This is a genomic window from Streptomyces sp. NPDC012637, assembly GCF_042954805.1.
Lineage (GTDB): Bacteria > Actinomycetota > Actinomycetes > Streptomycetales > Streptomycetaceae > Streptomyces.
This window is the reverse complement of the sequence record NZ_JBIBDS010000002.1, coordinates 1-19,260: the sequence shown is the minus strand read 5'-3', so window position 1 is coordinate 19,260 and position 19,260 is coordinate 1. Positions and strand designations below refer to the sequence as shown.

The 19,260-nt window shown below is 73.6% G+C and carries 19 protein-coding genes; 8 read left to right on the top strand and 11 right to left on the bottom strand.

The genetic code is table 11. From position 1 onward, the window contains the following. Positions 1 to 22: 22 nt before the first annotated feature. Both ACFY8W_RS08145 and ACFY8W_RS08140 read right to left on the bottom strand, forming a co-directional pair. Positions 23 to 613, bottom strand: a complete 591-nt coding sequence (locus ACFY8W_RS08145) for a DUF1003 domain-containing protein (protein WP_391101868.1) — start codon at positions 611 to 613, stop codon at positions 23 to 25. Next, positions 606 to 1,874, bottom strand: a complete 1,269-nt coding sequence (locus tag ACFY8W_RS08140; protein WP_391101866.1) for a magnesium transporter MgtE N-terminal domain-containing protein — start codon at positions 1,872 to 1,874, stop codon at positions 606 to 608. The genes ACFY8W_RS08145 and ACFY8W_RS08140 overlap by 8 nt, the downstream gene beginning before the upstream one ends. Positions 1,875 to 2,092: 218 nt before the next feature. On the opposite strand from ACFY8W_RS08140, the gene ACFY8W_RS08135 reads away from it, so the two are divergent. Continuing rightward, positions 2,093 to 2,884 (top strand): hypothetical protein, encoded by a 792-nt coding sequence (locus ACFY8W_RS08135; RefSeq protein WP_391101863.1) that lies wholly within the window; start codon positions 2,093 to 2,095, stop codon positions 2,882 to 2,884. Between the two features lie 211 nt (positions 2,885 to 3,095). Here the strand turns inward: ACFY8W_RS08135 and ACFY8W_RS08130 are convergent, their stop codons facing one another. Together ACFY8W_RS08130 and ACFY8W_RS08125 are read right to left on the bottom strand one after the other, a co-directional pair. Further along, a complete protein-coding gene (locus tag ACFY8W_RS08130; RefSeq protein WP_391101861.1) occupies positions 3,096 to 3,617 on the bottom strand; it encodes a hypothetical protein in 522 nt (173 codons plus the stop codon). 30 nt (positions 3,618 to 3,647) lie between these two features. Next, positions 3,648 to 4,787 carry a CorA family divalent cation transporter gene (locus ACFY8W_RS08125; RefSeq protein WP_391101858.1) on the bottom strand — a complete coding sequence of 380 codons (1,140 nt, stop codon included), beginning with the start codon at positions 4,785 to 4,787 and terminating at the stop codon, positions 3,648 to 3,650. Positions 4,788 to 5,206: 419 nt separating this feature from the next. Between ACFY8W_RS08125 and ACFY8W_RS08120 the strand changes: the two genes are divergently transcribed. The 4 genes from ACFY8W_RS08120 (at position 5,207) to ACFY8W_RS08105 (ending at position 8,507) form a co-directional block, all read left to right on the top strand. Continuing rightward, on the top strand, positions 5,207 to 5,797 hold the full coding sequence (locus ACFY8W_RS08120; RefSeq protein ID WP_391101855.1) for a suppressor of fused domain protein: 591 nt from the start codon (positions 5,207 to 5,209) through the stop codon (positions 5,795 to 5,797). A gap of 187 nt (positions 5,798 to 5,984) precedes the next feature. Further along, positions 5,985 to 6,623 carry a DUF6758 family protein gene (locus ACFY8W_RS08115; RefSeq protein ID WP_391101852.1) on the top strand — a complete coding sequence of 213 codons (639 nt, stop codon included), beginning with the start codon at positions 5,985 to 5,987 and terminating at the stop codon, positions 6,621 to 6,623. Between the two features lie 173 nt (positions 6,624 to 6,796). After that, positions 6,797 to 7,657: a PHP domain-containing protein gene (locus ACFY8W_RS08110; RefSeq protein WP_391101850.1), complete on the top strand. Its 861-nt coding sequence runs from the start codon at positions 6,797 to 6,799 to the stop codon at positions 7,655 to 7,657. 244 nt (positions 7,658 to 7,901) lie between these two features. Then, a complete protein-coding gene (locus ACFY8W_RS08105) occupies positions 7,902 to 8,507 on the top strand; it encodes a MarC family protein (RefSeq protein ID WP_391101847.1) in 606 nt (201 codons plus the stop codon). Positions 8,508 to 8,602: 95 nt separating this feature from the next. Here ACFY8W_RS08105 and ACFY8W_RS08100 read toward each other — a convergent pair whose 3' ends face one another. The 3 genes from ACFY8W_RS08100 to ACFY8W_RS08090 form a co-directional block, all read right to left on the bottom strand. Further along, positions 8,603 to 8,755 (bottom strand): hypothetical protein, encoded by a 153-nt coding sequence (locus ACFY8W_RS08100; RefSeq protein WP_391101844.1) that lies wholly within the window; start codon positions 8,753 to 8,755, stop codon positions 8,603 to 8,605. A gap of 219 nt (positions 8,756 to 8,974) precedes the next feature. Beyond that, positions 8,975 to 9,937 (bottom strand): alpha/beta fold hydrolase, encoded by a 963-nt coding sequence (locus ACFY8W_RS08095; protein WP_391101842.1) that lies wholly within the window; start codon positions 9,935 to 9,937, stop codon positions 8,975 to 8,977. A gap of 115 nt (positions 9,938 to 10,052) precedes the next feature. Then, entirely contained in the window at positions 10,053 to 12,824 is a 2,772-nt protein-coding gene (locus tag ACFY8W_RS08090; protein WP_391101839.1) for a DEAD/DEAH box helicase, read from the bottom strand. Between the two features lie 533 nt (positions 12,825 to 13,357). Here ACFY8W_RS08090 and ACFY8W_RS08085 point away from each other — a divergent pair. Next, complete coding sequence (locus ACFY8W_RS08085; RefSeq protein ID WP_391101836.1) at positions 13,358 to 14,089, top strand: ferritin-like fold-containing protein; 732 nt, start codon at positions 13,358 to 13,360, stop codon at positions 14,087 to 14,089. A gap of 132 nt (positions 14,090 to 14,221) precedes the next feature. Here the strand turns inward: ACFY8W_RS08085 and ACFY8W_RS08080 are convergent, their stop codons facing one another. The 4 genes from ACFY8W_RS08080 to ACFY8W_RS08065 all read right to left on the bottom strand — a co-directional run bounded on the left by ACFY8W_RS08080 (position 14,222) and on the right by ACFY8W_RS08065 (position 16,285). Then, a complete protein-coding gene (locus ACFY8W_RS08080; RefSeq protein WP_309548381.1) occupies positions 14,222 to 14,491 on the bottom strand; it encodes a hypothetical protein in 270 nt (89 codons plus the stop codon). A gap of 179 nt (positions 14,492 to 14,670) precedes the next feature. After that, positions 14,671 to 14,898, bottom strand: a complete 228-nt coding sequence (locus ACFY8W_RS08075) for a DUF3107 family protein (protein ID WP_391101833.1) — start codon at positions 14,896 to 14,898, stop codon at positions 14,671 to 14,673. 137 nt (positions 14,899 to 15,035) lie between these two features. After that, positions 15,036 to 15,695, bottom strand: a complete 660-nt coding sequence (locus ACFY8W_RS08070; protein WP_391101830.1) for a TetR family transcriptional regulator — start codon at positions 15,693 to 15,695, stop codon at positions 15,036 to 15,038. Between the two features lie 374 nt (positions 15,696 to 16,069). Next, the gene (locus ACFY8W_RS08065; RefSeq protein ID WP_391101827.1) at positions 16,070 to 16,285 is read right to left on the bottom strand and encodes a hypothetical protein; all 216 of its coding nucleotides are present in this window, start codon (positions 16,283 to 16,285) and stop codon (positions 16,070 to 16,072) included. A gap of 144 nt (positions 16,286 to 16,429) precedes the next feature. Between ACFY8W_RS08065 and ACFY8W_RS08060 the strand changes: the two genes are divergently transcribed. Both ACFY8W_RS08060 and ACFY8W_RS08055 read left to right on the top strand, forming a co-directional pair. Beyond that, complete coding sequence (locus ACFY8W_RS08060; RefSeq protein WP_391101825.1) at positions 16,430 to 17,410, top strand: alpha/beta fold hydrolase; 981 nt, start codon at positions 16,430 to 16,432, stop codon at positions 17,408 to 17,410. A 299-nt stretch (positions 17,411 to 17,709) separates the two neighbouring features. Then, the gene (locus ACFY8W_RS08055; protein ID WP_391101822.1) at positions 17,710 to 19,002 is read left to right on the top strand and encodes a DUF3152 domain-containing protein; all 1,293 of its coding nucleotides are present in this window, start codon (positions 17,710 to 17,712) and stop codon (positions 19,000 to 19,002) included. Positions 19,003 to 19,260 lie beyond the last annotated feature (258 nt).

The following is a 19,260-nucleotide window of genomic DNA, read 5'->3' as shown; positions in this document are numbered from 1 at the left end:
GGCACCGGCTGATGAAAGCTTGTCAACGGTCGGGTACGTCACTTCGGCGGGAGCCGTCCGCCGGGAATAGATCGCGGCGCTCTCCGTGCCGCTCTCCGTTCCGGTCCTCCAGCTCCTTCAGGAGGTCCTGGAGCTCCGAGCGCATCCAGTCGCGGGTGGCCACCTCGCCCAGGCCCATCCGCAGCGCCGCGATCTCCCGGGTCAGGTACTCGGTGTCGGCGATCGAGCGCTCGTTCTGCTTGCGGTCCTGCTCCAGGTTGACCCGGTCCCGGTCGTCCTGACGGTTCTGCGCGAGCAGGATCAGGGGGGCCGCGTACGAGGCCTGGAGGGACAGCGCGAGGGTCAGGAAGATGAACGGGTACTCGTCGAACCTCAGCGGCTGCGGGGCGAAGATGTTCCACAGCACCCAGACCAGGATGGTCAGGGTCATCCAGACGAGGAAGCGCCCCGTCCCCAGGAAGCGGGCGATCCGCTCCGACAGCCGCCCGAACGCCTCCGGGTCGTACTCCGGGAGCAGCCGCGCACGCCGCACCCGGGGCTGGTCGAGCCGGATCCTCGGCAGCGTCCGCTCCCGCTCCCGCTCCCGGTCCCGCTCCTGAGCGCGCTCAGCCACCGTGCGCCCCCTCCTCGTGGAACTCCGTCTCCCGCCAGTCCTCCGGCAGGAGGTGGTCGAGGACGTCGTCGACCGTCACCGCCCCGAGCAGCGATCCGCTCTCGTCCACCACCGGCGCCGCCACGAGGTTGTACGCGGCGAAATAGCTGGTCACGGCGGGCAGCGGGGTGTCCGGGCCGAGCGGCGGCAGATCGCTGTCCACGAGCGAGCTCACCAGCGTGAACGGCGGGTCCCGCAGCAGCCGCTGGAAGTGCACGGTGCCCAGGTACTTGCCGGTCGGCGTCTCGTCCGGCGGCCGGCACACGTACACCTGCGCGGCGAGCGCGGGGGAGAGGTCCTGCTGGCGCACCCGGGCCAGCGCGTCGGCGACCGTGGCGTCCGGACGCAGCACGATCGGCTCGGTGGTCATCAGGCCGCCCGCGGTGCGCTCCTCGTACGCCATGAGCCGGCGCACGTCGGCCGCGTCCTCCGGCTGCATCAGCGTCAGCAGCCGCTCCTTGTCCTCCTCCGGCAGCTCCGAGAGCAGGTCGGCCGCGTCGTCCGGGTCCATCGCCTCCAGGACGTCGGCGGCCCGCTCCTCCTTGAGCTTGCCCAGGATCTCGATCTGGTCGTCCTCCGGCAGCTCCTCCAGGACGTCGGCGAGCCGGTCGTCGTCGAGGGCCGCGGCCACCTCGGCGCGCCGCTTCGGGGACAGGTGGTGCAGCGCGTTGGCGAGGTCGGCGGGGCGCAGCCTCTCGAAGGTGGCGACCAGGTTCTCGGCGCCCTGTCCGTGCTCCTCCAGGGAGAAGCCGGTGACCGCGGACCAGTCGACGGTGAGCGCCTCGCCCTTGCGGCGCAGCGCCCCGCCCTTGCCGCGCCGCACGAAGACCTTGTCGATCTCCCAGTCGCGGCGGGCGGGCAGCTGCTGGATCGCCACGTCGAGGACGGTGACCTCCTCGTTCGTCTCCACCAGCGTCACCCGCCGGTCGAGCAGCTCGCCGAGCACCAGCCGCTCGGTGGGGCGCTGCTCGAAGCGGCGCATGTTCACCACGCCCGTGGTGATGACCTGCCCGGACGCGACGCCGGTGATCCGGGTCATGGGCACGAAGACCCGGCGCCGGGACAGCACCTCGACGACCATGCCGAGCAGCCGCGGCGGCCGGCGGCCCACGCGCAGCATCGCCACCAGGTCGCTGACCCGGCCCACCTGGTCGCCGACCGGATCGAAGACGGGGACCCCGGCGAGGTGGGAGACGAAGATCCGGGGGGCGCCTGCCGCCATGCCACGCGCCTCCTCGATGTCGCACGATTCGGGTCGGTCCGGGTTCCTTGCCCGGCTTGCCGGGTTCAGGCTAGCCCGTGGCGACCGGCCCCGCTTCGGCAGAGCGCCCGTCCGGCTGCCTGCGGAGCGGTCACCCGGCCCGGGTACGCTGCGGTCTGCCGTCCCCCACCGGCTCCGGTTCCCGCCGGCCCGCCCCCACCGACTCGAGAGGTGCCCAGGTGACCGTGCTCCGTCCTCCCTCGCGCATCCGCGGGGCCGTGGTTCCGCTGGCGCTGTGCGTCGGCATCGCCTCGGCGCTGACCGCCTGCGCGGCCGACCCCGACGAGGGGACCAACGGCGTCGGGAAGCTCGACGCGACGGCGATCGAGGACAAGGCCCAGTCGGCGGCGGACGCGGCGAAGGCGGTACGGCTGTCCGGGACGCTGGTCAGCAAGGGCGGCACGTACAAGCTCAACATGCGTCTGAAGGACGACGGCGCGGCGGGCTCGGTGACCACCAAGAACAGCACCTTCGAGCTGCTGCGGGTCGGCGACGCGCTCTATCTGAAGGCGGACGCGGCCTTCTGGGAACACGACGACAGCGACGGCAAGCCGTCGGCCGCGCCTTCCTCGGCCTCCGGTCCGGGCTCCGACGACGCCGGTTCCGAGGCCGCCGACAAGCTCGACGACATGTACGTGAAGGTGCCCGAGGACGACCCGTCGTACAAGCAGCTGCGCGGCTTCACCGACATGAACCTGCTGCTCGACGGCCTCATCGGGCTGCACGGCGACCTCGTCAAGGGCGACCACGACAAGATCGGCGGCGTGCGCACCATCAACGTCAAGGGAGGCGAGGACGGCGAGGGCGGCTCCCTAGACGTCTCCCTGGAGGGCACGCCCTTCCCGCTGCGCTTCGCGCGCGGCGGCGGCGCGGGCGTGGTGATCCTGTCCGAGTGGGACAAGGACTTCCCGCTCACCGAGCCCGCGAAGGGCCAGACCCTCGACTACGGGAAGCAGCTGCCCCGGACGTAGCGCCCTGCCCGCGGCGCCCGCGCCTCGGGCCGGCCGTGCAAGCGCCGTAGGCCCGGGGCTCGCGCCCCGGACTACGCGCCCCCGGGCCCGCCCGGGCCCGCGCCCCCCGGGCCCGCGCCCCCCGGGGCTCGCGCCCCCAGGCTCGCGCCCCCAGGCTCGCGCCCCCAGGCTCGCGCCCCCAGGCTCGCGCCCCCAGGCTGGCGCCCCGGGTCTACGCCTGGGGCTTGCGGCGCTTGCGCTTCAGGAGCAGCTTCGGCAGACCCGCCGGGATCGGCCGGCGGGTGATCCCCGGGGACGGCAGCGGTACGGCGGCCAGCGAGCCGTCCGGCAGTTCGGTCGTCGAGGCGCGCGGGTCGAGCCGCACCAGCCGGCACTCGCGCGCCCAGCGCTCCGGCATCGCCTCGCCGTCGGGCGCGTTCAGCCGCTTGCCCTTGAGCTCGGCGACGGCCGCGTCCCACTCCTCCGTACCCGGCGTCAGCTCGCGTACGTCGGCGGTCCAGGCGACGATCCGGCCGCCCTTGTCCTTGCTGCGCACGGTGACCTCGGCGGTCCCGCCGTCCCGCAGCCCGGGGAGCGGCTGCTCGCCCGGGCCGTCACCGACGACGTGCGCGGCGCCGTCGTGCCACACGTGCCAGAGCGGCCGGGCGGCGGGGGCCTCACCCCGCACCCAGATGAGGCCGGACTTCTTGGCGGCCTCCTCGACGAGGGCGCCGGTGAGCAGCTTGTCGGTCATGGCCGAAGCCTATCGACCGCGCTCCGCCGCCTACAGCCAGCCGTTGCGCTTGAGGGTGCGGTGGATGGCGAAGCAGATCACGGCGATGCCGCCGAGCACCATCGGGTAGCCGTACTTCCAGTGCAGTTCCGGCATGTGGTCGAAGTTCATGCCGTACACGCCGCAGACCGCCGTCGGGACGGCGACGATCGCCGCCCACGAGGTGATCTTGCGCATGTCCTCGTTCTGCGCGACGGTCGCCTGCGCCAGGTTCGCCTGGAGGATCGAGTTGAGCAGTTCGTCGAAGGCGACGACCTGCTCCTGGACGCGGGCGAGGTGGTCGGCGACGTCCCGGAAGTACTTCTGGATGTCGGGGTCCACCAGTCGCATCGGCCGCTCGCTGAGCAGCTGCATCGGGCGCAGCAGCGGCGTGACGGCCCGCTTGAACTCCAGCACCTCGCGCTTGAGCTGGTAGATCCGGCCGGTGTCGGCGCCGCGCGTGGCGCCCTTGGCGGCCGGCGAGAAGACGTCGATCTCCAGCTGGTCGATGTCGAGCTCGACCGCGTCCGCGACCGCGATGTAGCCGTCGACGACGTGGTCGGCGATGGCGTGCAGCACGGAGGAGGGGCCCTTGGCGAGGAGTTCCGGCTCGCTCTGGAGGCGGTGGCGGAGGTTGCGCAACGAGCCCTGGCCGCCGTGCCGGACGGTGATGACGAAGTCGGGGCCGGTGAACACCATGACCTCGCCGGTCTCCACGACCTCGCTGGTGGCGGTGAGTTCGGCGTGCTCGACGTAGTGGATCGTCTTGAAGACGGTGAAGAGGGTGTCGTCGTACCGCTCCAGCTTGGGCCGCTGGTGGGCGTGGACGGCGTCCTCGACGGCGAGCGGGTGCAGCCCGAACTCGGCGGCGATACCTGCGAATTCGGCCTCGGTCGGCTCGTGCAGGCCGATCCAGGCGAAGCCGCCGCTCTCCCGCACCTGACGCATCGCGCCGCGCGGCGTCAGGCAGGCGCGGTCGTCCACCCGGCGGCCGTCGCGGTAGACGGCGCAGTCGACGACGGCGCTCGCGGCCGTGGGGTCGCGGGTGGCGTCGTAGTTGGCGTACGGGGAGGAGGCGGCCGGGGCGGTCCTGCGCAGCGGGTGCAGCAGCGACGGACGGACGGCGGCGCGCAGGTCCCGGATCATCGACATGGGCGTGCTCCTTCACGGAGAGGCCGTCGGCGAGCGTGGCACAGCCCGGAATGGGGACGTGGTGCTTGCGTCGTCCACAAAGCGGGCGGCACCGGAGGATCGCGGTGACGGCGTTCGCTACAGACAGGCAAAGAGGGGTGCTCTTCCGTCGTGCGAGCTGCCGGGATGGAAGGAACCTGCGAGGGTCCTCACGTCACCGGAGGGAGGAACGCACCGGGCTGGGGTGCGGGGCGGCGGAAGAGCGGCTGGTACTGCCCGATCGACTTCGGTCCATCGCAGTCCCACCTCCTCCGGCCGGTCCCTCGTGAGGGATGACGTGTGACGAGCAGTCGGGAATCCCGACCAGTGGCAAAGACTATCAGCCGACTGAGGGTCAATCCCTTACTTTGCCCGTTCCATACGCGCTTTATGCTCGCCGCATGGCAGAAATTCTCGCTCTGGTCGAGGCCCGGCTGCGCACGGCCCTCGGCGAGCCGGACGCGCGCGCCGCGATCACCTTCCTCGGCACCGACCGGATCGAGGTGCTCCGGTTCATCGACGCCGAGGCCGGTCTCGTGCGTTACGCGACCCTCGGGATGTCCGCGCAGCCGATGGCCGACCCGACCGCGGTGCTCGCCGACCCGGTCAAGGGTCCCCGCGCCGAACTGGTGCTCTCCGTACGGTCCGGACGCGCCGACACCGACAAGGTGCTGCGCCCGCTCGCGGTGCTCGCCGCCACCCCGCAGGTGGAAGGAGTGGTCGTCGCTCCGGGTGCCTCGCTCGACGTGGGCGAGCCGCTGTGGCCGGACGCCGCTTTCAGCTCCGTCCTCGTCGCCGAACCGGGCGGCCTGGTGGAGGACCTCGAACTCGACGACCCCATGGACCCGGTGCGGTTCCTGCCGCTGCTGCCGATGACCTCGAACGAGGCCGCGTGGAAGCGGGTGCACGGGGCGAAGGCCCTGGAGGAGCGCTGGCTCGCGAACGGCACGGACCTGCGCGATCCGCTGCGCAGGTCGGTGACCCTGGACTGAGCTCCGAGGCCGGGGGCTCGCGATCCGCTCGCGGATTCCCGGAGGTCCGCTCGAATCGGCTTCCGTCCTGTTCCGTCCTGTTCCGTCCTGAACGCTCCATGGTCGAGGGTGAACGGCTCCGGCCGGACGGGTGATCATCGGTGATCGTCCTTGACGCGGGGCCGAAGCGGTAGGACCGTTGAGCCCTATGAGGGGCGAACCCAGTTGCCCGAAGTGCGGTGGCCGGGTCAGGGCGCCCGGTCTCTTCGCCGACTCCTGGCAGTGCGACGTGCACGGCTCGGTGCACCCGCTACAACCCGTGATCCCGCCCAGCGTCGAGGGCCTCGGTGTCGTCGTGCACCGGGCCCACGTGCCGGTGTGGATGCCGTGGCCCCTGCCCGTCGGTTGGCTCTTCACGGGGGTCGCGTACGCCGGTGACGACCGCAGCGGCGGCCGTGCGACCGCCGTGGCCTGCTCGGGACCCGGCCCGCTCGGCGGCATCGGGGAGCTGCTGCTCGTCGCCGAGGAGCTCGGCGTCGGCCTCGGCGCCCGGTACGCCGGCATGGACGGGCCGGATCCCGGACCCGGCATGGCCATCGACAAGCCGCCACAGGTCAAGGTGCTCGCCGCCGGCCGCCCCACACCGCTCTGGCACGTCAACGGAGCCCCGCAGGACCGGGCCGTCTTCGCCGGCGAGGCGCGTGGTCTGTGGCTGTGGGCGATCGTCTGGCCCGAGCAGTCGGGACTGCTGATGTACGACGAGCTGGTCCTCACCGACCTGCGGGACGCGGGCTCCGAGGTCGAACTGCTGCCGTGCGGTGCGCTGACACCGCGGCTGCTGGCCTAGCTAGGCTGTCTCTTCCGGATCGGAGCGGTTCCGGGGCCGGGCGGACGGCCGGCCGCGGGGGAGCGTGCGGTAAGGGGCGACGGCTCCAGGGGATCCGTACGTGTGTGCTTGGTTCGCCCGTTATGCTGGAGCGTCCCTTCCGTCCGCCCAGAGCCCCTTTGGAGTCACGCGTCGTGCGCATCGATCTGCACACCCACTCCACGGCCTCCGACGGTACGGACACCCCGGCCGAGCTGGTCCGCAACGCGGCCGCCGCCGGGCTCGACGTGGTCGCGCTGACCGACCACGACACCACGCGCGGCTACGGGGAGGCGATCGCCGCCCTGCCCGAGGGGCTCACCCTCGTCACCGGCGCCGAGCTCTCCTGCCGCTACGACGGCGTGAGCCTGCACATGCTGGCGTACCTCTTCGACCCCGAGGAGCCCGCCCTCCTCGCCGAGCGCGAGCTCGTCAGGGACGACCGGGTGCCGCGGGCCCGCGCGATGGTCGGCAAGCTCCAGGAGCTCGGCGTCCCCGTCACCTGGGAGCAGGTCGCCCGGATCGCCGGCGACGGTTCCGTGGGCCGCCCGCACGTCGCGGAGGCGCTGGTCGAGCTCGGTGTGGTGCCGGACGTCTCCGGCGCCTTCACGTCCGAGTGGCTGGCCGACGGCGGGCGGGCGTTCGTCGAGAAGCACGAGCTGGACCCGGTCGACGCCATCCGTCTGGTCAAGGCGGCAGGCGGCGTCACCGTCTTCGCCCACCCGCTGGCGGTCAAGCGCGGCGAGTGCGTGCCCGAGTCCGCCATCGCCGAGCTGGCCGAGGCCGGTCTCGACGGCATCGAGGTGGACCACATGGACCACGACGAGCCGACCCGGGCGCGACTGCGCGGCCTGGCCAAGGAGCTGGGGCTGCTGGCCACCGGCTCCAGCGACTACCACGGCAGCCGCAAGACCATCGGCCTCGGCGACTTCACCACCGACCCCGAGATCTACGGCGAGATCACCCGCCGTGCCGCCGGCGCCTTCCCGGTGCCGGGCGCGGGCGGACGCGCCTAGGGCCCGTCCGGCCGGCCGAGCTCCCCTCGCCCGGGGCCCGGCTCCGCGGCTCGTCGGTCTCCCGTGCCCTTCGGCACAGGTGCCGCCCCGTCGTGGTGCCGCGGTGTCGTGGCGGCCTGGAGCGGGTGCCCTCGGCCCTCCGCCCGCCTTCTGACGACTTCCCGTCGGGCGTCACCCTGCCCACTCCCCGGAATCCCTGGTTCCGGACGTTCGTGTACACCCCTTTCCCGCAAGGCCCTTCACCGTGTTCGACGTCGCCGTCTTCGGCTCGCTCTTCCTGACCCTCTTCGTGATCATGGATCCGCCCGGGATCACCCCGATCTTCCTCGCCCTCACCTCCGGCCGTGCCGCCAAGGTCCAGCGGCGCATGGCCTGGCAGGCCGTGGCCGTCGCCTTCAGCGTCATCAGCGTCTTCGGCGTCCTGGGCCAGCAGATCCTCGCCTATCTGCACGTCTCCGTCCCCGCGCTGATGATCGCGGGCGGTCTGCTCCTGCTGCTGATCGCGCTGAGCCTGCTCACCGGTCAGACCGACGAGCCCAAGCAGACCAAGGACGTCAACGTCGCGCTCGTGCCGCTCGGCATGCCGCTGCTCGCCGGTCCCGGCGCGATCGTGTCGGTCATCCTCGCCGTGCAGCACGCCGACGGCGCCGCCGCGCAGGTATCCGTCTGGGCGGCGATCGTCGCCATGCACGTGGTGCTGTGGCTGACCATGCGCTACTCGCTGCTGATCATCCGGGTGATCAAGGACGGTGGCGTGGTCCTGGTGACGCGCCTGGCGGGCATGATGCTCGCCGCGATCGCCGTGCAGCAGATCATCAACGGCGTCACCCAGGTGATCCAGGGCGCCTGACGCCCCTGCCCGCCGCCGGACGCCACTGCGCCCCCGTACGGATTCCGATGACGGAGTCCGTGCGGGGGCGCGGTGCGTGTGGTCTGGCCGTGGGCCTACGAGGCCGCGGTTTCGGCCGGGCGGATCCAAATGCGCTGGCCGATAGCGGCGGCCTGCTGCACGATCCCGTTGACGGAGGCGGCGTCCACGACGGTCCGGTCGACGGGCGTGCCGTCGATGTCGTCGAGTCGCAGGATTTCGAAGCGCATGGGCTTCTCCCTTCGTCTGAGGTGTTCCTCCTGATGGAGAACTGGGTTACGTATGTCTCCAACGGCATGCAGCCTGCAAACATTCCCTACGCTAAGGAAATTTTTCGGCTGGCTAAATACTGGCGGGTAGGGCCGGGCCGACGGCGACGGCGACGCCGGAACCGGGCTGCGCGGCACCCGGGAAACGGGGGCCGGTACGACCATCCTCGCCGACGCGCGTTACGGGCGCGCTTCGTCCGGATTGCTGGTGTTCGCGGTGGCGATGACGGTCGTCGTCACCGGGGCGCGCCGCGCCTCGGCTTCCGCTTCCGCGGCGATCCGCCCCGGGATCCCGTCCCAGAACGCGGCGAGCCGCTCCGCCAGCTCCCGCGGGTGGGAGACGTTGGGAGAGTGGCCGGCGCCGTTCACCACGGTGTGGTGAGCGCCGGTACGGGCGGCGGCCGCCGCCAGCTCCGGCACCGGCCAGACGGTCTCCTCGTCGCCGTACGCGATGTGCAGCGGGAACGGCAGCGCGCGCAGGGCCGCGGTGCCGTCCGGGTCGCCGAGCAGCAGCCGGCCCGCGCCCGAGAGCTGGGCGATCCGGGTCCGCATCCAGCGCCGCCGCAGGAACCGCACGATCTCCGGCGGATCCGACACGCCCGGCTCCTCGCCCCGGCTGTCCAGCCAGCGCGTCGCCCGCCACACCCGCTCCTTCGGCAGCAGCGCGAGCGCGCCCCGCAGCACCAGGACCCGGACCCGCTGGGGGCGGGCCACCCGGCCCGGCCCGGAGGACAGCAGCGTCAGCGAGGCGAACGCGTCGGGCGCGAGCCCCGCCGCCGCGCGGGCCACGAGCCCGCCGAACGAGTGCCCGAGCAGATGCACCGGCCCGTCCCCGAGCGCCGCCGCCTGCGCCACCACGTCGAGCGCCAGCGCCTTCCGCCGGTACGCGGCCCGGCCACGCGGCCCGGGCGACTCGTGCTGCCCGCGCCCGTCGACGGCGACCGCGCGGTACCCGGCCTCACCGAGCGGTCCGAGGAGCGCGAGGAAGTCCTCCTTGCTCCCGGTGTACCCCGGCAGCAGCAACACGGTCCCGTGCCGCTGCCCGGCGGCCTCGGTGTCGAGCACGGCGAACTCGCCGCGCGCGGTGGACAGCCGGTAGCCACGAGTACGGGGCGGCAACGCGAGGGACCGGGGCTTGCTCATACAGGGACTGTAACCGCAGCGCCCGCCGGCGTCGGCGCGGGCGGTGGTCCGCGCACGCACCGCGGCCCGGCACTCGTTTCCGAGGGCCGGGCCGCTGGGGTGGGACGTGCCGGAGTTACGCCTCCGGCTGGGCGGCGGCCTTCTTGGCGACGCGCTTGCGCGGGGCCTTGGGTGCGGCCTCCGTGCCCTCGGCGGGCTGCTCGGCCACGGCCTTCTTGGTCGTACGGCGACGGGTCGCCGGGGTCTTCGGCTCCGACGCGTCCGGCGCCTCGGCCGCGACGGCCTTCTTGGCGGCCCGCTTGCGCGGGGCCTTCGGCGCGGCCTCGACGGCCTCGACCACCTCGGCCACGGCCTCGGCGACCTTCTTGGCGACCCGCTTGCGCGGCGCCGCCTTCTTCGGCTCCGCGACGGCGGCGGCCTCCACGGCCTCCGGCTTGGCGGCGGCCTTCCGGGTGGTGCGCTTGCGCGGGGCCTCGGTGACCTCGGCGGCGGTCTCGGCCGACGCGACGGCCTTCTTGGCGGCCCGCTTGCGCGGGGCGGCCTTCTTCGGCTCCTCGACGACCTCGGCCGGCGCGGCCTCGACGACCACCACGGCACCCGTGCCCGGAGTCGACGTCACCGGGCTCGACGCCCGGCGGGTCGCCCGGCGACGCGGCTTCGGCTCCTCGACCGGGGCGGCGACGACCGGCTCCGGCGCGGCCGGGGCCTCGACGGCCGGGGCCGTGCTGGTCACCGGGCGGGTCGCGCGGCGACGCGCCCGGGGCGCCGACGGCGCGGCGGCGGGCACGGGCTCGGCGGCCTGCGCCGGCACCGTCACGGCGGTGGCGACCGGAGCAGCGGCCTTCGGCTCGACGGTCTTCGGCGCGGCGGCCTTCGACACGACGGTCTTCGGCGCGGCGGCCTTCGATTCGGCGGTCGCCTGCGCGGGCACCGTCGCGGTGGGCGCGGTGGCGGCCAGCGCGGCGGCGGCCGTCTCGACCGTCTGGAAGGTCACGGTGTCCTCGACCGGACGCGGGCGCACCCGGCGCCGGCGCGGGGCCGGTGCCTCGACCGGAGCGGGCGCGGCGGCCACCGGCTCGGTGGCCTCCGGACGCGCGCCACGGCCACGACGCCGACGCGGCCTGGACTCGGCGGGTGCCTCGACGGCGGCGGGCGCCTCGACAGCCGGAGCAGCCTTGGCGGCGGGAGCGGTCTCGGCGGCAGGTACGGCCTCGGCGGCCGGGGCCGTCTCGGCGGCGGGAGCGGCCTTGGCGGCCGGGGCCGTCTCGACGACCTTCTCCGTCTGCGGCTTGCGCGTACGGCGCCGCGTGCGCGGCTCCGTCACGACGGTCTCGGCGGCGGACGTCTCAGCGACGGACGTCTCGGCGACAGGGGCCTCCACCGCGGGAGCCTCGGTGGCCGGGGCCTCCGTCACCGCGGTCGCGGCGACCGTCGTCGGCTGGGCGCCCGCGACCGGGATGCCTCCCGACGGGGCGGCGCCGCGCGTGCGACGGCGGCGCGGCCGGCGCGGGCCGGCCGGAGCCTCCGCGGAGTCGGCCGCGTCGGCGGACGGGGCGGTGGTCTGCTCGGTGGCGGCGACCGCCTCGTCGGCGACCGTGGCACCGCCGCGGGTACGACGGCGCTGGCGCGGCGTACGGGTGCGGGCCGGGCGCTCCTCGGTCTTCTCCGGGCGCGGGGCGCGGCCACGGCGGCCGCCGGGCTCGCCGAGGTCCTCGAGCTCCTCCGCGTCGAGGCCGGCGCGGGTGCGCTCGGAACGCGGCAGGATGCCCTTGGTGCCCTCGGGGATGTCGAGCAGCTCGTACAGGTGCGGCGAGCTGGAGTACGTCTCGACCGGGTCGTTGAAGTTCAGCTCCAGCGCCTTGTTGATCAGCTGCCAGCGCGGGATGTCGTCCCAGTCGACCAGCGTGATCGCCGTGCCGCTCGCACCCGCGCGGCCGGTGCGGCCGATGCGGTGCAGGTAGGTCTTCTCGTCCTCGGGGGACTGGTAGTTGATGACGTGCGTGACGCCCTCGACGTCGATGCCGCGCGCGGCCACGTCGGTGGCGACGAGCACGTCGACCTTGCCGTTGCGGAAGGCGCGCAGCGCCTGCTCGCGGGCGCCCTGGCCGAGGTCGCCGTGGACCGCGCCGGAGGCGAAGCCGCGCCGCTCGAGCTGCTCGGCGATGTCGGCGGCCGTGCGCTTCGTACGGCAGAAGATCATCGCGAGACCGCGGCCGCGGGCCTGCAGGATGCGGGCGACCATCTCCGGCTTGTCCATGGAGTGGGCGCGGAGCACGTGCTGGGTGATGTTCGCGTGGGTCGCGCCCTCGTCGTCCGGCGAGGTCGCGCGGATGTGCGTGGGCTTCGACATGTAGCGACGGGCCAGGCCGATGACCGCGCCCGGCATGGTCGCCGAGAACAGCATGGTCTGGCGCTTCGCCGGAAGCATGTTGATGATCTTCTCGACGTCGGGCAGGAAGCCCAGGTCGAGCATCTCGTCGGCCTCGTCCAGGACGAGCGCCTTGACGTGGGAGAGGTCGAGCTTGCGCTGGCCGGCCAGGTCGAGCAGGCGGCCGGGGGTGCCGACGACCACGTCGACGCCCTTCTTCAGTGCCTCGACCTGGGGCTCGTAGGCCCGGCCGCCGTAGATGGCGAGGACGCGCACGTTGCGCACCTTGCCGGCGGTCAGGAGGTCGTTGGTGACCTGCTGGCACAGCTCACGGGTGGGAACGACGATCAGCGCCTGCGGGGCGTCGGTCAGCTGCTCGGGCTGCGCCCGGCCGGCCTCGACGTCCGCGGGGACGATGACGCGCTCCAGGAGCGGGAGGCCGAAGCCGAGGGTCTTGCCCGTACCGGTCTTGGCCTGGCCGATGACGTCGGTGCCGGAAAGGGCGACCGGAAGGGTCATCTCCTGGATGGGGAAGGGGGAAACGATGCCGACGGCCTCGAGGGCCTCGGCCGTCTCGGGAAGAATCCCGAGGTCTCGGAACGTAGTCAGGGTGCTGCCTCTTCTGTGAGACGCGGCGCGAGGCGAACGAAGGGGGTCTCACCGTGCCGGGAACCGCCGACGGGACCGGGAAGATCACCGTCAGGTGGCGCGGGACCACTGCCGTCGCTCGAGCGTCGTGCCGCTGAGGGACCCCTCCGCGGGTCCGCAGGAAGGGCTGTCGGGCCGGAGCCGATCGGGCCACCGACCGGGCATCCTCATTCATCAGTCGGCCCACGGAGTACGTCCGAACGTGCGAAAGCATGTCCGCATACTCAGCAGGCGCAATACCACTGTACCCCGGATTCGCGCATGTGTGTCGGGAGAATTCCCGGCGAGGCCGGGGTCACACCGACAACGGGCGCCCCACCTGGCCCTCAAGGAGCCGGGCCGCCACCGGGCCGCTCTCCGACCAGGGCCTCGGGCGCCCGGCGGGGCGGGCTATTGTGCGCTTCATGGAGACGCCTGACAACGCCACACCCACCGGTATCGCCGCCCAGGACTGGGCCACGGCCTCCGCCGTGCCGCAGTACCGCGCCGCCGTGATCGACCTGCTCGGCGCGCTGGCCTACGGCGAGCTCGCGGCCTTCGAGCGGCTCGCCGAGGACGCCAAGCTGGCGCCGACCCTCGCGGACAAGGCGGAGCTGGCGAAGATGGCCTCCGCCGAGTTCCACCACTTCGAGCAGCTGCGCGACCGGCTCGCCGCCGTGGACGCCGAGCCGACCTCCGCGATGGAGCCCTTCGCCAAGGCGCTGGACGACTTCCACCGGCAGACCGCGCCGTCGGACTGGCTGGAGGGCCTGGTCAAGGCCTACGTCGGCGACTCGATCGCGAGCGACTTCTACCGCGAGGTCGCGGCCCGGCTCGACACCGACACCCGTGCCCTGGTGCTTTCCGTCCTCGACGACACCGGTCACGGCAACTTCGCCGTGGAGAAGGTCCGCGCGGCGATCGACGCCGACCCGCGGGTCGGCGGCCGGCTCGCGCTGTGGGCCCGCCGCCTGATGGGCGAGGCCCTGTCGCAGGCGCAGCGCGTGGTCGCCGAGCGCGACGCGCTGTCGACGATGCTGGTCGGCGGCGTGGACGGGATGGCCGCGGGCTTCGACCTCGCGGAGGTCGGCCGCATGTTCTCCCGCATCACCGAGGCGCACACCAAGCGGATGGCGGCGCTGGGCCTGGCCGCGTAAGGCCCTTCTGCCGGCCCCCTCCGGATCACCGGATCCGCTCGGATCGGTCTGATCCCGTCTGGTCCGATCCAGTCCGATCCGGCCCGGTCCCGCATGACCGGACCGGGGTCCGGTCGGACTGCGGCCGCCGGATCAGACCGCGGCTGATCGGCGCAGTCGGCGCGAGGCGGGACGGAGCAGCAGCGACAGCAGCACCGCCGCCACCGCCACGGCACCGATCAGGGTGGCCAGGAAGTGCCCGGGGCCGAGCGCCCCGTGGGTCACCAGGGCGCCGAAGACGCCGCCGAGCGCGCCCGTCGTCAGGACGACGACGCGGGCGGGGAGGCGATCGGGGAGCCGGTGAACGGCGGCCCAGGCCAGGGCGAATCCGAGCAGTGCGGCACCGAGGGCTTCCAGGAACACGGGCGAATCACCTCGCGTGGGGTGCGGGGCGGGCAGTTCGGTCACACCCGTCCTACCCGGTCACTCGTGATGACAATCCTCCCCGTACGCCCTGACGTGGGCGTTCGGCCGCACGCGAGAGGCCCGGCGGACCGAAGTCCACCGGGCCTCTCACATGCGGGAGTCGCTCCCGGAGTCGCTCAGAGGGCGCCGAAGCCCACCCGGCGCACCGCCTGCTCACCGATCTCGATGTACGCGATCTTGTCGGCCGGTACCAGGATCTTGCGACCCTTCTCGTCCGTCAGGCTGAGCAGCGGCGACTTGCCGGCCAGTGCGGCGGCCACCGCGCTCTCGACCTCCTCGGCGGACTGCCCGCTCTCCAGCACGATCTCCCGGGGTGCGTACTGCACGCCGATCTTGACCTCCACGGCTATGTCCCTCCGAACCGTCAGCCTTGCGCGTGGGTCCCGCGCCGTACTCGCCACACATTAGCCCGGTAAGGGGACGGACACGGCGCGGCCGGGCAACGCCAAGAGCGAACACCCGGCCCCGCGTGCCGGACGCGTCAGTGCCCCTCGGCGGCCAGCTGGCCTTCCGCGCCGTGCAGCGGGAAGCCCGCGATGCCGCGCCAGGCGAGCGAGGTCAGCAGCGCCACCGCCTTGTCGCGGGGGATCGGGGACTCGCTGGAGAGCCAGTAGCGGGCCACGACCTGGGACACGCCGCCGAGGCCCACGGCGAGCAGCATCGACTCGTCCTTGGACAGGCCGGTGTCCTCGGCGATGACGTCGGAGATGGCCTCCGCGCACTGCAGCGACACCCGGTCGACGCGCTCGCGCACGGCCGGCTCGTTGGTCAGGTCGGATTCGAAGACCAGCCGGAAGGCGCCGCCCTCGTCCTCCACGTACGCGAAGTAGGCGTCCATGGTCGCCGCGACCCGGAGCTTGTTGTCGGTGGTGGAGCCGAGAGCCGTCCGCACCGACTGGAGCAGCGCCTCGCAATGCTGGTCGAGCAGGGCGAGGTAGAGCTCCAGCTTGCCCGGGAAGTGCTGGTAGAGGACCGGCTTGCTGACTCCGGCCCGCTCGGCGATGTCGTCCATGGCCGCCGAGTGGTACCCCTGGGCGACGAACACCTCCTGGGCCGCGCCGAGGAGCTGGTTCCGACGGGCACGGCGCGGCAGGCGCGTGCCCCGAGGGCGTGCTGCCTCTGTCTGCTCGATGGCGCTCACGCCGCCTCCCAAAGATCGATCCATGCGCGCATTGGCGTCGCGCCGCCATCGTACTTTTGGGTAACCCGGCTGTGCGCGGTGCGAACGCAGAATTTCACGGACCGGACGCCCGGGGCGAGAGGCGGCGGGCAACAAGATGGTCATGTAATCGAATGGAATGCCGGTGCAACGACAGCCGAACGGCCAGGGGCGACGAGGGACGGTGAGGCCGGGACGCCCCGGGGAACGCATCGGCAGCCCGCGCAGCCGCCATTGCTCCGTCGGCGGTACACGCCGTCGGAGGCAAGCCCCTCAGCGGCGGTGAGCCGACGGCCGACAGAGGGGAAAGGCCCCTGGGGCCGTAGCCGTCGCCGTAGCCGCTGGGGACGAAGTCGTCAGCGGTAGTCGTCCTCGTCGAGCGCGACGACCCGCGCCTGCTCCACGGCGTCCGCGTCGTTCGCGGTGTCGCGCCTGACCTGGCTGAGCGGTTCGTCCTCGCGCTGCTGCAGGTCGGCGTGCTGTTCGGCCGCGTCGGCCTCAGGGATCTCCTCGTCGAGCACGTCGTCCTCTTCCTCGGCGAATGTGTCCGGCTCGTCCGGGTCGACAGTCATGCGGTTCCTTCCGGCGGGGCGGGTCCGCGGGTCCTGTCCGATGACCCTCATCTCCGAGCCTAGGAGCTCCTCAGGCGCGGCGCACCCGATCCTGTGACGCCGCACACACGCGCCCGGGCGTGATCGTCTCGTAATATCGCTGCCATGTCCTCGACCGAGCTGCCGGAAACCCGGACCGCCGCACCGCCCGCGACCCGGCCGCGCGCCGTGCGAGTGGCCGACGGCGAGCGGCTGCGCTCCGTGGCACTGCCCGGGCTCACCCTGAGCGTGCGTTCCCGGCCCGGCGTCCGTCCCGGTCTGCCGCCCGCGCTGTACGTGCACGGCCTCGGGGGCTCCTCGCAGAACTGGTCGGACCTGATGCCGCTGCTCGCGGACGTCGTGGACGGCGAGGCGGTCGACCTGCCCGGCTTCGGCGACTCGCCGCCGCCGGACGACGGCAACTACTCCGTCACGGGACACGCCCGGGCGGTCATCCGACTGCTCGACGCCGCCGGCCGCGGTCCGGTGCACCTGTTCGGGAACTCGATGGGCGGCGCGGTCGCCACCCGGGTCGCCGCCGTGCGGCCCGACCTGGTCCGCACCCTCACGCTGGTCTCCCCGGCCCTGCCCGAGCTGCGCGCCCAGCGCACCGCCTGGCCGACCGCGCTGCTCGCGCTGCCCGGCATCGCCCCGCTCTTCGCGAAGCTCACCAGGGACTGGACGGCGGAGCAGCGGGTCCGCGGAGTGCTGGCCCTCTGTTACGGCGATCCCGGGCGGGTCAGCGACGAGGGCTTCCGGCACGCCGTCGAGGAGATGGAACGGCGCCTGGAGCTGCCGTACTTCTGGGACGCGATGGCCCGCTCCTCGCGCGGCATCGTCGACGCGTACACGCTGGGCGGCCAGCACGGGCTGTGGCGGCAGGCGGAGCGCGTGCTCGCCCCGACGCTCCTCGTCTACGGCGGGCGCGACCAGCTCGTCGGCTACCGGATGGCGCGCCGGGCGGCCGCCGCGTTCCGCGGCTCGCGGCTGCTCACGCTTCCGGAGGCCGGCCACGTGGCCATGATGGAGTATCCGGAGACCGTCGCCGCGGCGGTCCGGGAGCTGATCACCGATGCCGCGCGGGACGCGGCCGAGGGCGGGAGCTGAGCCGGACCGTGGGACGACATAGTCGCAAGGGGGCCGCTGCCCCGGTGGCCGACACCGGGCAGCAGGAGGCCGGAAGGCCGGGGACGGGGCGACGCCGCAGGTCGCAGGGCCAGCAGCCGCCGACGGCCGCCCAGGGCCCGAGGACCCAGAACCCGGTGGCCTCCCAGCCCCCGGCGGGCCGTCAGTCGCCGACGGCGCCCCAGGCGCGGACCGCACCTCCGCCCCAGACGGGTCCCCGGCCCCCGGCCGGACCTCGGCCCCAGTCGGGCCCCCGGCACCCGGCCGGCTTCCAGGCCCCGATGCCGCCGCAGTCCCCGCGCCCGTACGGCCCCCAGGGCTACGATCAGCAGAGTTACCCGCAGGGCTACGGCACTCCGGCCCGCGGCACCCCCGCGTACGACGGCACCCCGGCCCACGGCACCCCCGCGTACGGAACCCCGCCGCACGGCACTCCGGCGTGCGACGGCACCCCGGCGCACGGCACACCCGCCTACGGCGCCCGGGGCCGTGGCCCCGCGCCCCTGTTCGACACGCCGATGCACGGAACGCCCCGCTACCGGGGGCCGTACGACCCGGACGCCGACGACTCCTTCGTGCGCGGCGGGCATCCCGTCCACGACGAGACCGGTGAGACCGCCGTGCCCGCCGCTCCCTACATCCCGGGCCCGCGCCGCGAGGCGCCGCCCCGGCGGGCGGACGAGCAGGAGGCGGAGGCGGCGGGCACCGGTACCGGTACGGAAGAGACCGCCGCGGAGCGGCAGCCCGCGCGCTCCGGTGGCCTCGGACGCACCCTCACCGGCATCGCCGCGGCGGCGATCACCACCGTGCTCGCCGTGGTCGTGGCCGGCCAGGTCACCGAGGGCGGGGGCGGTGGTGCGCCGCAGGCCCGCGCGGCCGACGGCCCCGCCGACCGGGCCGGCGTGGAGAGCCCGGCCTCCCGCTCGGACGACCGTCCCGCCCGTACGCCGTCGGCGCCGCCGTCCGCGCCGCCGACGTACGAGCAGCTGATGGCCCGCCAGTTCCCGATCGACCCGCGAATGGACGGCTCGGGCAGGTTCGAGGCCGTGCCCGGCTTCGACAAGGCGCCCGGGAAGGGTCGCAAGATCCGCTACCGCGTCGACGTGGAGCAGGGCCTCGGGCTCGACGGCGCGCTGTTCGCGCAGGCGGTGCAGAAGACGCTCAACGACCGGCGCAGCTGGGCCGGGAACGGCGAGATGACCTTCGAGCGGATCTCCAGCGGCGAGCCGGAGTGGGTCATCACCCTGGCAAGCCCCGGGACCACCGGCGAGTGGTGCCGGAAGTCCGGTCTGGACACCACGGTCGACAACGTCTCCTGCGACTCCGCCTCGACCGAGCGCGTGATGGTCAACGCCTTCCGGTGGGCGCAGGGTTCGGACACCTTCGGTCCGGAAGCGATGCACGCCTACCGGCAGATGCTCATCAACCACGAGGTCGGGCACCGGCTCGGGCACAGCCACGTGAGCTGCCGGACGCCCGGCGCGCTCGCGCCCGTCATGCAGCAGCAGACGAAGTCGCTGGACATCGACGGGGTCGAGTGCCGCCCCAACCCCTGGGTGCATCCCGGGAGTTGACCTCCCGCCGGGCCGCGGGCAGCCGCCCGCCCCAGCCCGCTCGCGATTGCCCGCGTCCTGACCGAGGGTGACCGAACCGCCTCGTAGCGCGACGGAACGCGACCGGGGTGGGAAAGTTACGTGCATTCACCCCTTCCGGTGGTGGGGGGGGGGGGCGGGGGGGGGGGGGGCCCCGGGGGCGCGGCGCGGGGGGGGGGGGGGGTTGGGGGGGGGCCGGGGGGGGGGGGGGGCCGGGCGGGGGCGGGGGGGGGGGGGGGT

Excerpts from the sequence above, each read along its gene's own strand:
- ACFY8W_RS08140 (WP_391101866.1), bottom strand. The coding sequence starts at position 1,874 with ATGGCGGCAGGCGCCCCCCGGATCTTCGTCTCCCACCTCGCCGGGGTC.
- ACFY8W_RS08130 (WP_391101861.1), bottom strand. The coding sequence starts at position 3,617 with ATGACCGACAAGCTGCTCACCGGCGCCCTCGTCGAGGAGGCCGCCAAG.
- ACFY8W_RS08125 (WP_391101858.1), bottom strand. The coding sequence starts at position 4,787 with ATGTCGATGATCCGGGACCTGCGCGCCGCCGTCCGTCCGTCGCTGCTG.
- ACFY8W_RS08120 (WP_391101855.1), top strand. The coding sequence starts at position 5,207 with ATGGCAGAAATTCTCGCTCTGGTCGAGGCCCGGCTGCGCACGGCCCTC.
- ACFY8W_RS08115 (WP_391101852.1), top strand. The coding sequence starts at position 5,985 with ATGAGGGGCGAACCCAGTTGCCCGAAGTGCGGTGGCCGGGTCAGGGCG.
- ACFY8W_RS08100 (WP_391101844.1), bottom strand. The coding sequence starts at position 8,755 with ATGCGCTTCGAAATCCTGCGACTCGACGACATCGACGGCACGCCCGTC.
- ACFY8W_RS08095 (WP_391101842.1), bottom strand. The coding sequence starts at position 9,937 with ATGAGCAAGCCCCGGTCCCTCGCGTTGCCGCCCCGTACTCGTGGCTAC.
- ACFY8W_RS08090 (WP_391101839.1), bottom strand. The coding sequence starts at position 12,824 with ATGACCCTTCCGGTCGCCCTTTCCGGCACCGACGTCATCGGCCAGGCC.
- ACFY8W_RS08085 (WP_391101836.1), top strand. The coding sequence starts at position 13,358 with ATGGAGACGCCTGACAACGCCACACCCACCGGTATCGCCGCCCAGGAC.
- ACFY8W_RS08065 (WP_391101827.1), bottom strand. The coding sequence starts at position 16,285 with ATGACTGTCGACCCGGACGAGCCGGACACATTCGCCGAGGAAGAGGAC.
- ACFY8W_RS08060 (WP_391101825.1), top strand. The coding sequence starts at position 16,430 with ATGTCCTCGACCGAGCTGCCGGAAACCCGGACCGCCGCACCGCCCGCG.
- ACFY8W_RS08055 (WP_391101822.1), top strand. The coding sequence starts at position 17,710 with ATGCCGCCGCAGTCCCCGCGCCCGTACGGCCCCCAGGGCTACGATCAG.